General features: G+C 71.2%; 10 protein-coding genes. 4 read left to right on the forward strand and 6 right to left on the reverse strand.

Going from position 1 to position 12,513, the window contains the following annotated elements:
- Positions 1-102: 102 nt before the first annotated feature.
- From ACWGIS_RS22895 to ACWGIS_RS22920, 6 genes are all read right to left on the reverse strand, one after another.
- Positions 103-795, reverse strand: coding sequence for an Lsr2 family DNA-binding protein (locus ACWGIS_RS22895; protein ID WP_453364312.1), 693 nt, complete (start codon positions 793-795; stop codon positions 103-105).
- 101 nt (positions 796-896) lie between these two features.
- Entirely contained in the window at positions 897-1,793 is an 897-nt protein-coding gene (gene nrfD / locus ACWGIS_RS22900) for an NrfD/PsrC family molybdoenzyme membrane anchor subunit (protein ID WP_453364325.1), read from the reverse strand.
- Between the two features lie 77 nt (positions 1,794-1,870).
- Positions 1,871-2,749, reverse strand: a complete 879-nt coding sequence (locus ACWGIS_RS22905) for a 4Fe-4S dicluster domain-containing protein (protein WP_453364313.1) — start codon at positions 2,747-2,749, stop codon at positions 1,871-1,873.
- Positions 2,746-5,991 (reverse strand): formate dehydrogenase, encoded by a 3,246-nt coding sequence (gene fdh, locus ACWGIS_RS22910; protein ID WP_453364314.1) that lies wholly within the window; start codon positions 5,989-5,991, stop codon positions 2,746-2,748. Before fdh ends, ACWGIS_RS22905 begins: the two co-directional genes overlap by 4 nt.
- 18 nt (positions 5,992-6,009) lie before the next feature.
- On the reverse strand, positions 6,010-6,258 hold the full coding sequence (locus ACWGIS_RS22915; RefSeq protein ID WP_453364315.1) for a hypothetical protein: 249 nt from the start codon (positions 6,256-6,258) through the stop codon (positions 6,010-6,012).
- A 109-nt stretch (positions 6,259-6,367) separates the two neighbouring features.
- Positions 6,368-7,657 (reverse strand): ROK family transcriptional regulator, encoded by a 1,290-nt coding sequence (locus ACWGIS_RS22920; protein WP_453364316.1) that lies wholly within the window; start codon positions 7,655-7,657, stop codon positions 6,368-6,370.
- Positions 7,658-7,828: 171 nt separating this feature from the next.
- On the opposite strand from ACWGIS_RS22920, the gene ACWGIS_RS22925 reads away from it, so the two are divergent.
- The 4 genes from ACWGIS_RS22925 (at position 7,829) to ACWGIS_RS22940 (ending at position 12,473) form a co-directional block, all read left to right on the forward strand.
- Complete coding sequence (locus ACWGIS_RS22925; protein WP_453364317.1) at positions 7,829-9,148, forward strand: extracellular solute-binding protein; 1,320 nt, start codon at positions 7,829-7,831, stop codon at positions 9,146-9,148.
- A gap of 76 nt (positions 9,149-9,224) precedes the next feature.
- On the forward strand, positions 9,225-10,220 hold the full coding sequence (locus ACWGIS_RS22930) for a carbohydrate ABC transporter permease (RefSeq protein WP_453364318.1): 996 nt from the start codon (positions 9,225-9,227) through the stop codon (positions 10,218-10,220).
- The gene (locus tag ACWGIS_RS22935; RefSeq protein ID WP_453364319.1) at positions 10,213-11,085 is read left to right on the forward strand and encodes a carbohydrate ABC transporter permease; all 873 of its coding nucleotides are present in this window, start codon (positions 10,213-10,215) and stop codon (positions 11,083-11,085) included. Before ACWGIS_RS22930 ends, ACWGIS_RS22935 begins: the two co-directional genes overlap by 8 nt.
- A gap of 29 nt (positions 11,086-11,114) precedes the next feature.
- Positions 11,115-12,473 carry a GH1 family beta-glucosidase gene (locus tag ACWGIS_RS22940; RefSeq protein WP_453364320.1) on the forward strand — a complete coding sequence of 453 codons (1,359 nt, stop codon included), beginning with the start codon at positions 11,115-11,117 and terminating at the stop codon, positions 12,471-12,473.
- Positions 12,474-12,513 lie beyond the last annotated feature (40 nt).

Consider the following 12,513-nt stretch of genomic DNA (forward strand, 5'->3'; position numbering starts at 1 on the left):
GGCGGGGTGGCCCTCGGCACGGACGGACCAGGCGAGGCGACAGTCCTCATCGCCGCAATCAACGACTGGCTGTGACCGGCCCCGCCCCGCCGGACCCGGCGTTCAGCGTGATGCTTCGTATGCCTCACGGATGGCTGCGGGGACACGTCCGCGGTCATTCACGAGGTAGCCGTTCGCACGAGCCCACAGACGTACGGGCTCATCCTCCGGCCTGGGATCGAGCCTACGGGCCCTGCCAGGTCCGCTCCTGTCACCAGAAGCGACCCCCTCAAGCTGGTCAGCTACGTCCTGAAAGAAGGCGAACAACGAGGCATACTCGCTGTCTTGAGGGAACGACCCCTCACTCCAAGACCCCACGGTCCCGGTGCTCGTGTTCACGAACTTGCCGTATGCACCGTCTCTCTCCGAGAAGATCGGCACCCATGCCCTGCGCCAGGACGGGTGGTCGATGTCTCCGGACGGCGCCATCTCCTCCATGCCCATCTTGTGGAAATAGACACGCTCGATGTCCACGAGGCTTAGAAGAAGTCCGCCGCTGGGGATGACGCCCGAGCGCCCCAGCGCCACCGGACCCGACCCGGCATGAGGCTGCCGACCGGCATCAAGGTCGTTGGCCAGAAGCCACTGCCGCATCTGCTCCGGCAGTTTCAGCCCCATGCGCAGTTCAGCTTCGCAAATGGCTGCCTGGCTGCCCGGACCGCCAAGGGCAGCGAAAACGCCCGGGCCGTGATGTTCAAACCACGTGGTCACCCGGCCCCACGCCTGCCGTATGTCTTCTGCCCTCCGATGATCCACGGGCAGACCGTACTCAACGCCACTGACAGCGCATGGTTTCCACCTACGCCGTTGTAGCCAGCCGCGCGACGCCCAGAACCCTGGCACCTTCGGTACACGCTCTAGGCCCGCCGGTCCGCCCGTTCCCGCTGCGGCACGACCGTGTACTTCGGGTCCTCGGCCGAGGCGACGCCCGCCGCGAAGACGCCGAAGCGGGTGCACACCGATCCGGCGAGGAGGGCGAGTCCGCCCACCGCGGCGGCACCCCGGGAGCGGCCGCCGAGGAGGGCGCCGCCGAGCGCGCCACCGACGGTGAGGGCGCGGGCGGCTCGCAGCAGCGTGCCGGCCCGGCCCTCCCGGTAGGTCTCGGCGACCATGCCGAGCCGCCGCTCCGCGGCCCCGGTCGCCGCCGTCTCGCCGAGCGCCGCGAGGACCGCGGCACAGCGGGCGGGCGCCGTCTCGCGGAGGGGGGCGACGACGAGCGCCATGCCGGCGGCGGCAGCCGTCGCGGAGGACACGAAGAGGTACGGCAGTTCGCGGTGGGCACCGTGCCAGGCCGGTACGGCCGTGTCCGCGGCGAGGACGGCGGTGTAGGCGGCGACGGCCGGCCCGAGCAGGGCGGCGGCGCCGGTCGCGGCGGCACCGGTCCGCGGCATCCGCCCCGTCACGGCGCAGACCGCCGCGGCCCCCGCGGCGGGCCCGTACGCGGACAGCAGCCAGGAGCCGACGCTCATCGGGGAGGTCGGTTTGAAGACGCGCAGCATGTTGACGAAGCGGTCCGGCCGTCCCAGGTCGTGGACGAGGGCAGCCGCGGAGAGCGAGACCGCGGTGAGGGAGGAGACCTTCAGCGCGGTCGCGGTGGTGGTGCGCCCGGTCAGCTGCGCGCCCGCCGCGAGCACCGACCCCGCCCCGGCGAGCCCGCCGAGGAAGAAGTACCCGGCGATGTCCCGCGGCTCCCAGGACGGCGCCTTGATGACGGGGCGGCCGTAGTACGACTCGAACTCGGCACGCGGGACCATGAGTTGCTCGCCTCGGCGGCCACGCCTGCGGCGCCGTCCCGGTTCCTGTGCCCGCGCTTCGGCGGGGCCGGGGCTGGTCATCGGCGTCCCTTCCCGGTCACGGCGAACGACAGCGCGATCCCACCCAGCAGGGACAGGGCGGCGGCGCCCGCGTGCTTCCACATCGCGGGCAGGTCCCGGGTGGTGACGACCGGGTCCGGGGGCAGCCCGTACACCTCGGGCCGGTCCAGGAGCAGGAAGAACGCGCCGTCGCCGCCGACTCCGTCCTCGGGGTCGTGACCGTAGAGGCGGGCGTCGGTGACGCCGGCCTCGTGCAGCTGGTCGACCCGGAGCGCTGCCCGCTCGCGCAGTTCGTCGAGGGGGCCGAACTGGATGGACTCGGTGGGGCAGGCCTTGGCGCAGGCCGGTTCGCCGCCCGCGCCGAGCCGGTCGTAGCACATGGTGCACTTGAACGCCCGCCCGTCGTCCGGGCGTTGCTCGATGACGCCGTAGGGGCAGGCGGGTACGCAGTAGCCGCAGCCGTTGCACACGTCCTGCTGGACGACGACGGTGCCGAACTCGGTGCGGAAGAGGGCGCCCGTGGGGCAGACGTCCAGGCACGCGGCGTGGGTGCAGTGCTTGCAGACGTCCGAGGACATCAGCCAGCGCATGCCGTCGCCGCCGGAGCCGGGTGCCGGGGTCTGCTCCGAGTCGGGCTGTGCGAGCGGGAGTTCGGTCCGGCCGTCCGGCCGGGGCGGCTCGGCAGGTGCGGCCTGCGCGGCCGGGCGCGGCTGCTCGATGAACGCCACGTGCCGCCAGGTCGACGCGCCGAGTGCCTGGGTGTTGTCGTACGACATGCCGGAGAGCGTCAGGCCGTCCTCCGGGATCGCGTTCCACTCCTTGCAGGCCACCTCGCACGCCTTGCAGCCGATGCAGACGGAGGTGTCGGTGAAGAAGCCGACCCGTTCGGCGCTCATGCGCGGGCCTCCGTTCCGGTGGTCTCGGTGATGCCCGCGCGTCGGCGGTAGTCGGCGACCAGGCGCGGCAGTTCGGGGCCGCGGGGGCGGCGGCCGGGCCGGATGTCGGCGGTCAGCGCCTTGTCCTCCTGGATGTGGGCGTTGGGGTCGAGCGCGATGGCGACCAGCTCGTTGGCCGCGTCGCCGGTGGCCACACCGTTGGGTCCCCAGTGGAAGGGCAGCCCGATCTGGTGGACGGTACGGCCCTGCACCTTCAGCGACTTGATCCGCTCGGTCACCATCACCCGCGCCTCGATGGCGTTGCGCGCGGTGACGACGGTGGCCCAGCCGCCGTGCTCCAGTCCGCGCTCGGCGGCGAGCTCGGGCGAGACCTCGCAGAAGAACTCCGGTTGCAGCTCGGCCAGATAGGGCGACCAGCGGCTCATGCCGCCCGCGGTGAAGTGCTCGGTCAGTCGGTGGGTGGTGACGATGTACGGGTAGACGTCCGCGCCCGGTTCGTCGCCGCTCGGGTGATAGCGGTTGCCCTCGCGGGGCAGCAGCTGGCGTACCGGGGAGCGCGGCGTCGACGGGTACAGGGCGTTGGTGAACGGCGAGTCCTGGGGCTCGTAGTGGGTGGGCAGCGGGCCGTCCTCCAGGCCGGCGGGCGTGTAGAGCCAGCCCTTGCCGTCGGCCTGCATGATGAACGGGTCGTCGCCGCGCAGCGCGTCGGGCCCGGTGGCGTCCTCGTCGGGCACGAAGTCGGGGGCGCGGTCGGGCACGAAGTCCGGGACGTCGCGGCCGGTCCACCGGCCGGACTCCGGGTCCCACCAGACGTAGGCCTTGCGCTCGCTCCACGGGGTGCCGTCGGGGGCGGCGGAGGCGCGGTTGTAGAGGATGCGGCGGTTGGCGGGCCAGGCCCAGGCCCATTCGGCGGCCACCCAGTCCTGCTCGCCGCCCGGTTTGCGGCGGGCGGCCTGGTTGACGCCGTCGGCGTAGACACCGCAGTAGATCCAGCAGCCGCACCGCGTCGAGCCGTCGTCCTTCAGTTCGGTGTAGGCGCTGAGCGGACTCCCGTCCGCGGCATGGCCGTTGATCTCGGCGAGGACGGCGTCGGCGACGGGTTCGTCCAGGGGTCCGGTCACCGGGTAGTCCCAGGTGAGGTCGAGGACGGGGCGGTCCATCGGGTCGGTGGAGCCGGCCAGCTTCTCCTGGACGCGGCGGCCCAGGTGGTACGTGAACCACAGGTCGCTGCGCGCGTCGCCCTCGGGTTCGACGGCGGGGTAGTGCCACTGGACCCAGCGGTTGGTGTTGGTGAAGGAGCCCGCCTTCTCGGTGTGCGCGGCGGCCGGGAAGAAGAACACCTCGGTGCCGATGTCCTCGGTGCGCAGTTCGCCGCTCTCGATCTCGGGGCCGTCCTGCCACCAGGTCGCGGACTCGATGAGGGAGAAGTCGCGGACCACCAGCCAGTCGAGCTTCGCCATCCCGAGGCGTTGCAGCCGGGTGTTCGCGGACCCCACGGCGGGGTTCTCCCCCATCAGGAAGTAGCCCTTGCAGGTGCCGTCGAGCTGCGCCATGACGGTCTCGTAGGTGGAGTGGGAGCCGGTGAGGCGCGGCAGGTGGTCGAAGCAGAAGTCGTTCTCGGGGGTGGCCGCGTCTCCGTAGTACGCCTTGAGGAGGCTGACGAAGTAGGCCCGCATGTCGCCCCAGAAGCCCTTGTCGGTGCGGCTCGCGGCCACGAACGAGTCGAGGTCGACGTGGGTGTGGGCGTGCGGCATGGGCAGGTAGCCCGGCAGCAGGTTGTAGAGCGTCGGGATGTCGCTGGAGCCCTGGATGGAGGCGTGGCCGCGCAGTGCCTGGATGCCGCCGCCGGGGCGCCCGATGTTGCCTAGGAGGAGCTGGAGGATGCTCGCGGCGCGGATGTACTGGGCGCCGACGGAGTGCTGGGTCCAGCCGACGGCGTAGCAGAAGGCGCTGGTGCGGTCGCGGCCGGAGTTGGACGTCAGGTCCTCGCAGACGCGCAGGAAGGTGTCGCGGGGTACGCCGGTGATCTCCTCGACCAGCTCCGGGGTGTAGCGGGCGTAGTGCCGTCTGAGGATCTGGTAGACGCAGCGCGGGTGCTGGAGCGTCTCGTCGCGCGGCGGGCGGGGGCCGGTGCGGGCGCCGCCGGAGCCGTGGGTCTCGGAGCCGCCGAGCGTCTGCACCCGCTCCTCGTACTGCTCGTCGACCTCGCCGGTGGGCTGCTGCACGTCGATGCCCTCGTACTGCCAGGTGCGCGGGTCGTAGTGCCGCTCGGCCTCGTCGAGTCCGGAGAACACGCCGTCCAGGTCCTCGGTGTCGCGGAAGTCCTCACGGACCAGGGAGGCGGCGTTGGTGTAGTTGAGGACGTACTCGCGGAAGTCCTTGCCCTCGGTGAGGACGTGGTTGATGATCCCGCCGAGGAAGGCGATGTCGGTGCCGGCGCGGATCGGGACGTGCAGGTCGGCCAGGGCGCTGGTGCGGGTGTAGCGCGGGTCGACGTGGATGACGCGGGCGCCGCGCTTCTTGGCCTCCATGACCCACTGGAAGCCGACGGGGTGGGCCTCGGCGAAGTTGGAGCCCTGGATGACGATGCAGTCGGAGTGCTGGAGGTCCTGCATGAAGGTGGTGGCGCCGCCGCGACCGAAGGAGGTGCCGAGTCCGGCGACGGTGGAGCTGTGGCAGACCCGGGCCTGGTTCTCCACCTGCACCACGCCGAGGCCGGTCAGCAGCTTCTTGATGAGGTAGTTCTCCTCGTTGTCCAGCGTCGCGCCGCCGAGGCTGGCGATGCCCATGGTGCGGGCGGTGCGCATCCCCTCGTGCTCCCACTCCCAGGTGTCGCGCCGGGTGCGGACGACCCGCTCGGCGACCATGTCCATCGCCGTGTCGAGGTCGAGGGGCTCCCACTCGGTGCCGTACGGGCGCCGGTACAGCACCTGATGGCGGCGGGCGGAGCCGGTGGTCAGCTGGAGGGTCGCGGAGCCCTTGGGGCAGAGGCGGCCGCGGCTGACGGGCGAGTCGGGGTCGCCCTCGATCTGGACGACCTTGTCGTCCTTGACGTAGACCTGCTGGCCGCAGCCGACCGCGCAGTAGGGGCAGATCGACCGGGTCACCCGGTCGGCCGTGTCGGTGCGCGGACGCAGCCGCTCCGTCTGCGGCGAGGTGGCGGCGGACCCCCTGGCCAGGCGGTCCTCGCCGGTGAGCTGACGGTAGACGGGCCAGCGGCGCAGCCGGTCGGACACACCCATGGATGCTCCCTGTCGGGGTCAGGCGGAGGACTCGTCGGGGCCGGGGTGCTCGGGGTGGACGGTGTCCGAGCGGTCGCCGCCCTGTCTGCCGGTGCCCGCCTCGTCCGTGTCGGGCACGTCGGAGCCGGACTCGTCGTCGCCGTCCGCCTCCTGGGCGAACGGAGCGACGTCCCAGGGATCCTCACCCTCCTGGACCTGCTGGTCGGGCAGGTCGCGCGGGATCGGATCGCCGGTCTCGCCGGGACCCTCCATGCGGTGATCGGTCACAGCGGTCTCCATTCTTCGGCAGGTCGGCGCGGCCCGCACACGCTGAGGGGCCGCCCGTCGGCGAGGCGCGGGTACCGCGCCGCTCCCCCGCGAAACCCCCTGCCGTGGATCAGTGCGGGGCCCGCTCCTCCAGCGCGGTGCGCCAGGCGGGTGAACGCCCCTCGCGTACGGTCTCGGCGCGCCGGCCGCCGCGGGCGAAGAAGTCGGCGAGCGGCAGGATGGCCGCGCCGACGGTGACCGCGTCCGGGCCCAGCCGTCCCAGGTCGATGGTGACGTGCTGGGCCGGGTAGCGCAGGGCGTAGGAGGCGGCGTAGCGCCGGACGGCGGGCAGGAAGCGGGAGCCGAGCTGGAGGCCGGCCCAGCCGCCGATGAGGATGCGCTCGGGCTGGAAGAGGTTGATCAGGTCGGAGAGGCCCGCGCCCAGGTACTCGGCGGTCTCCTCCAGGACGGCGAGCGCCACGGAGTCGGGGGCCGTGTCGCCGGCCGGGTAGGCGGCGGCGAGCATCGCGGTCAGGGCGGTCTCCTCGTCGACGCCCTCGGGGGGCCGTCCGCCCTCCTCGCGCCAGCGGTCGAGGAGCGCCTCGGCGCCGGCGTAGGCCTCCAGGCAGCCCAGGGCGCCGCAGCGGCAGCGGCGCCCGCGGACCCGCACGGTCAGGTGCCCCCACTCCACGGCGCGGCCGTGCTCGACCTCGTCCGTGACCAGGCAGGCGCCGACGCCGGAGCCGAAGAGGACGACGGCCGCGTTGCGGGCGCCGCGGCCGGCGCCGAACCACATCTCGGCCTGGCCGAGGGTCTTGGCGCCGTTGTCCGTGAAGTACGGGACGGAGTCGGGGAGCCGGCAGGCCGAGCGGAGCAGGGACTCGATCGGGACGGCGTCCCAGCCGATGGTCTGGCCGTGCACCACGGCGCCGCGCTCGGCGGTGCGGGCGACGATGCCGGGGACACCGACACCGACGCCGAGCAGGCGTTCCGGGGCGATGTCCGCCGCGGCCAGGACCTCGGCGATGCCGTCGCAGATGTGCCCGACGATGACGTCGACGTCGTACCCCTGCTGCTCCAACGGCCGCTCGGTGCGGGCGAGTTCGGTGAGGGTGAGGTCGAACAGCTCGACGCGGACCCGGGTCTCGCCGACGTCGACGCCGATCATGTGGCCGCTGGCGGGCGCCACCCGCAGCAGGGTGCGCGGCCGGCCGCCGTCCGAGTCGACGCTGCCGGCCTCCTCGACCAGCCCGTCGGCGAGGAGCTCGGCGACCACGTTGCTGATCGAACCGGAACTCAGTCCGGTCGCCGGGCCCAGTTCGTAGCGGCTCATCGGCCCGTCGAAATACAACCGTTGCAACACGGCGGTGCGATTGCCCCGCCGCAGGTCACGCACTGTTCGCCCGTTCCGCCCCGCCATGTGGGTCCCTTCCGGTCCGCCCGACCTGCAAGATACCCCTGCGCGAAGGCTTGACGCGACTTTCTTCCGGGTCTTAACTCACGTCCTAAATTAAGCCATGAGGATCGTTCGGGAAGTGAACGCACGCCCCGGCCCCTCACGGCTCTTTCTCCGGAAAGGGACACCAGAGCCATGCGCAGATTCCGAGCCGCGGCCGCCGGTGCGGTCACCGTCTCCATGCTGACCGCCGTGACCGCCTGTGGCGGCGGCTCGTCGACGGGCGAGGGCGGGTCCAACGACTCGCCGAAGACGCTCACCTACTGGGCCTCCAACCAGGGGCCCAGCGTGGAGGCGGACAAGAAGATCCTCACGCCCGAGCTGAAGAAGTTCGAGAAGCAGACCGGCATCAAGGTGAAGCTGGAGGTCGTGCCCTGGTCCGACCTGCTCAACCGCATCCTCGCCGCGACGACCTCCGGTCAGGGTCCGGACGTGCTCAACATCGGCAACACCTGGTCCGCCTCGCTCCAGGCGACGGGCGCGCTGCTGCCCTGGGACGACAAGAACTTCGACAAGATCGGCGGCAGGGACCGCTTCGTCGACTCGGCGCTCGGCTCCGCGGGCGCCTCCAGCGCCGACCCGGCCGCCGTCCCGCTGTACTCGATGGCGTACGCCCTCTACTACAACAAGAAGATGTTCGCCGACGCGGGCATCTCCGAGCCGCCGGCGACGTGGGACGAGATGGTCGCCGACGGCAGGAAGATATCCAAGAACGACAAGTGGGCGCTGGGCGCCGAGGGTTCGAACCTCTCCAACAACATCCACCAGGTCTTCGTCCTCGCCAAGCAGCACGGCGCCGACTTCTTCGACGCTGAGGGCAAGCCCGACTTCACCTCGGACGGTGCCGTCGCGGCCGTCAAGCAGTATGTCGACCTGATGGCGAAGGACAAGATCGTCGCCCCCGGCAACGCCGAGTACGCGCAGAACCAGTCCCTCCAGGACTTCGCCAAGGACAAGACCGCGATGGTGCTGTGGCAGACCGCCTCGGCCACCTTCAAGGCGCACGGCATGAGCGACGACGAGTGGGGCGTCGCGCCGGTCCCGGTCCAGTCCGGCACCCCGGGCACCGGGACGGCCACCAACTCGATGGTCGCGGGCATCAACATGGCCGTCTTCAAGAACACCAGGAACATCGACGGCGCCACCAAGTTCGTGAAGTTCATGACCAGCGACGGCGAGCAGAAGATCCTCAACAAGACGTACGGGTCGATCCCGCCGGTCAAGGCGGCGCAGGCGGACCCGGCGTTCAACACCCCGGCCCTCGCGGTGATCAAGGACACGCTCGCCAAGAGCGCGGCGCCGCTGCCGCAGGTCGCCGACGAGTCGCAGTTCGAGACCGCCGTGGGCACGGCCGTCAAGGAGCTGTTCGCGGACGCGGCGGCGGGACGGGCGGTGACCACCGCCTCGGTGAAGGCCAAGCTCGCCAAGGCCGAGCAGCAGATGCCGAAGAAGTGAGCGTCCCGATGACCGCGACGTACGACGGAGGCACCGGGACGCCCTCCGTGACCCTGACTGCAGAAGCGAGTGCTCCATGACCGTGACCGCTGCCCCCGAAGCCGGGGAGCGGGCGGTACGCAAGGACTCCCCCGGTGCGGCGCGCGCCCCGCGCCGCACCGGGCGGCTCCGCCGTATCGGGCTCCCGTACCTGCTGCTGCTCCCCGCACTGCTGCTCGAACTCCTGGTCCACCTGGTGCCGATGGTGATCGGCATCCTCATGAGCTTCAAGGAGCTCACCCAGTTCTACATCCGCGACTGGGGCACGGCGCCCTGGACCGGCCTGGACAACTACCGCCTGTCGGTGGACTTCGACGCGCCCATCGGGCAGTCGCTGCTCCACTCGTTCTGGGTGACGTGCGCCTTCACGCTGCTGTCCGTCGGCCTGTGCTGGCTGATCGGCACGACGGCCGCGGTGTACCTCCAGGAGACGTTCCGCGGACGGGGACTGCTGCGGGCGATCTTCCTCATCCCGTACGCCCTGCCCGTCTACGCGGCCACCATCACCTGGGCGTTCATGTTCCAGCACGACAACGGCCTGGTGAACCACGTGCTGCACGACCAGCTCGGGCTCACCGACAAGCCGTCGTTCTGGCTGATCGGCGACAACAGCTTCTACGCGCTGCTGACCGTCTCGGTCTGGAAGGGCTGGCCGTTCGCCTTCCTCATCGTGATGGCGGGCCTGCAGAACATCCCCAAGGAGCTGTACGAGGCCGCGGCCATCGACGGCGCCGGCGTCTGGCAGCAGATCCGCCGGATCACGCTGCCCTCGCTCCAGCCGGTCAACCAGGTGCTCGTGCTGGTGCTGTTCCTGTGGACGTTCAACGACTTCAACACGCCCTACGTGCTGTTCGGCAAGGCGGCGCCGGAGGCAGCGGACCTCATCTCGATCCACATCTACCAGTCGTCGTTCGTGACCTGGAACTTCGGCACCGGATCGGCGATGTCCGTACTGCTGCTGCTCTTCCTGCTCGTCGTGACGGCCGTCTACCTCGTGGTGACCTCCCGGGGAAGGAAGACCGCCGATGTCTGACACCGTCCGCGCGCCCCGGTCGCCGATGGCGGCCCCGCGCTCCTTCCTCTGGTCCCGCCGGATCTTCCTCACCCTGCTCACCGGCTTCGTCCTGCTGCCGGTGTACGTCATGCTCTCCAGCTCGCTGAAGCCGCTGGAGGACGTGTCGGGCAAGTTCCGCTGGATGCCGAGCGGGCTCACGATCCGGCCGTACATCGACATCTGGTCGACGGTCCCGCTCGCCAGGTACTTCGTGAACTCGCTGATCGTGGCGGGCGCGGCGACGGTCTGCTCGGTGGCGATCGCGGTCTTCGCCGCGTACGCCGTCAGCCGCTACCGCTTCGCCGGCAAGCGGGTGTTCACGGTCACCGTGCTGTCCACCCAGATGTTCCCCGGCATCCTGTTCCTGCTGCCGCTCTTCCTGCTGTACGTGAACATCGGCAACGCGACCGGCATCGCGCTGTTCGGCTCGCGCGGCGGCCTCATCCTCACGTACCTCACCTTCTCCCTGCCGTTCTCGATCTGGATGCTGATCGGGTACTTCGACTCGGTGCCGCGCGACCTCGACGAGGCGGCCATGGTGGACGGCTGCGGACCGCTCGGCGCCCTGTTCCGGGTGGTCGTGCCGGCCGCCATTCCCGGCATCGTCGCCGTCGCCGTGTACGCCTTCATGACCGCCTGGGGCGAGGTGCTGTTCGCCTCGGTCATGACCAGCGACGAGACCCGCACCCTCGCCGTCGGCCTGCAGGGCTACGCAACCCAGAACGACGTGTACTGGAACCAGGTCATGGCCGCCTCGCTCGTCGTCAGCGTCCCCGTGGTCGCCGGGTTCCTGCTCCTGCAGCGCTACCTCGTCGCCGGGCTCACCGCGGGAGCCGTCAAGTGACCGGCTCTCCCCCTCCCGAAAGGACCTCCGTGACCATCGACCTCGCCGCCTTCCCCGATGACTTCCTGTGGGGCACGGCCACGTCGGCCTACCAGATCGAGGGCGCCGTCGCCGAGGACGGCCGCTCCCCCTCGATCTGGGACACCTTCTCGCACACCCCCGGAAAGATCGACAACGGCGACGACGGGGACCTCGCCTGCGACCACTACCACCGCTGGCGCGAGGACATCGGGCTCATGCGGCAACTGGGCACCAACGCCTACCGGTTGTCGGTCGCCTGGCCGCGCGTGATGCCGGGCGGCGACGGCCCGGTCAACGCGAGGGGGCTGGACTTCTACGACGGGCTGATCGACGCCCTCCTGGAGGCGGGCATCACGCCGTCCGTCACCCTCTACCACTGGGACCTGCCGCAGGTGCTCCAGGACCGCGGCGGCTGGCCGGAGCGCGACACCGCGCACCACTTCGCCGCGTACGCCTCGGTCGTCGCCGAGCGCCTCGGCGACCGCGTCCAGCACTGGACCACCCTCAACGAGCCGCTGTGCTCGGCGTGGATCGGCCACCTGGAGGGCCGGATGGCTCCCGGCTGGACGGACCTGCCGGCCGCGGTACGCGCCTCCTACCACCTGCTCCTCGGCCACGGCCTCGCCGCCCAGGCGATCCGCGCGGCGTCCCCCGGCGCCCAGGTCGGCATCGTCAACAACCTCTCCAGCGTCGTACCCGCCACCGACCGCCCCGAGGACGTCGCCGCCGCCCACCGGCTGGACGGCCACACCAACCGCTGGTGGCTGGACCCCGTCCACGGCCGCGGCTTCCCGGTGGACATGCGCGAGGTCTACGGGGTCGAACTCCCCGAGCGGCAGGGCGACCTGGAGACGATGGCGCAGCCGCTGGACTGGCTGGGCCTCAACTACTACTTCCCGTCCGCGGTCGCCGACGACCCCACCGGGCCCGCCCCGCGCGTCCGCACGGTCCACCGGCCCGGCGTCCCCCGCACCGCCATGGACTGGGAGATCGACGCCGCGGGCATCGAGGGCCTGCTGCTCCGCCTCACGAACGAGTACGGAGCCCGCAGGCTGTACGTCACCGAGAACGGCTCCGCCTACCCGGACGTCGTACGGCCCGACGGGACCGTCCACGACCCGGAGCGCACGCTGTACCTGGAGCAGCACCTCGCGGCCTGCGCCTCGGCGGCCCGCCGGGGCGCGCCGCTGGCCGGGTACTTCGCCTGGTCCCTGCTGGACAACTTCGAGTGGGCGTACGGCTACGACAAGCGCTTCGGCCTCGTGCACGTCGACTACAAGACGCAGAAGCGCACCGTGAAGGGCAGCGGGCACCGGTACGCGGACATCATCCGCAGCCACGGGGGGCTGCGGCGGAACGCGGCCTGACATCGACGGCGGCCACCGCCCCACGCGGCGCGTGGGGCGG

Source organism: Streptomyces sp. NPDC054842, from assembly GCF_053611025.1.

Bases quoted from the DNA above. Each gene is read 5' to 3' on its own strand.
- nrfD (WP_453364325.1), bottom strand. From the start codon at position 1,793: ATGGTCCCGCGTGCCGAGTTCGAGTCGTACTACGGCCGCCCCGTCATC.
- ACWGIS_RS22905 (WP_453364313.1), bottom strand. From the start codon at position 2,749: ATGAGCGCCGAACGGGTCGGCTTCTTCACCGACACCTCCGTCTGCATC.
- fdh (WP_453364314.1), bottom strand. From the start codon at position 5,991: ATGGGTGTGTCCGACCGGCTGCGCCGCTGGCCCGTCTACCGTCAGCTC.
- ACWGIS_RS22920 (WP_453364316.1), bottom strand. From the start codon at position 7,657: ATGGCGGGGCGGAACGGGCGAACAGTGCGTGACCTGCGGCGGGGCAAT.
- ACWGIS_RS22925 (WP_453364317.1), top strand. From the start codon at position 7,829: ATGCGCAGATTCCGAGCCGCGGCCGCCGGTGCGGTCACCGTCTCCATG.
- ACWGIS_RS22930 (WP_453364318.1), top strand. From the start codon at position 9,225: ATGACCGTGACCGCTGCCCCCGAAGCCGGGGAGCGGGCGGTACGCAAG.
- ACWGIS_RS22935 (WP_453364319.1), top strand. From the start codon at position 10,213: ATGTCTGACACCGTCCGCGCGCCCCGGTCGCCGATGGCGGCCCCGCGC.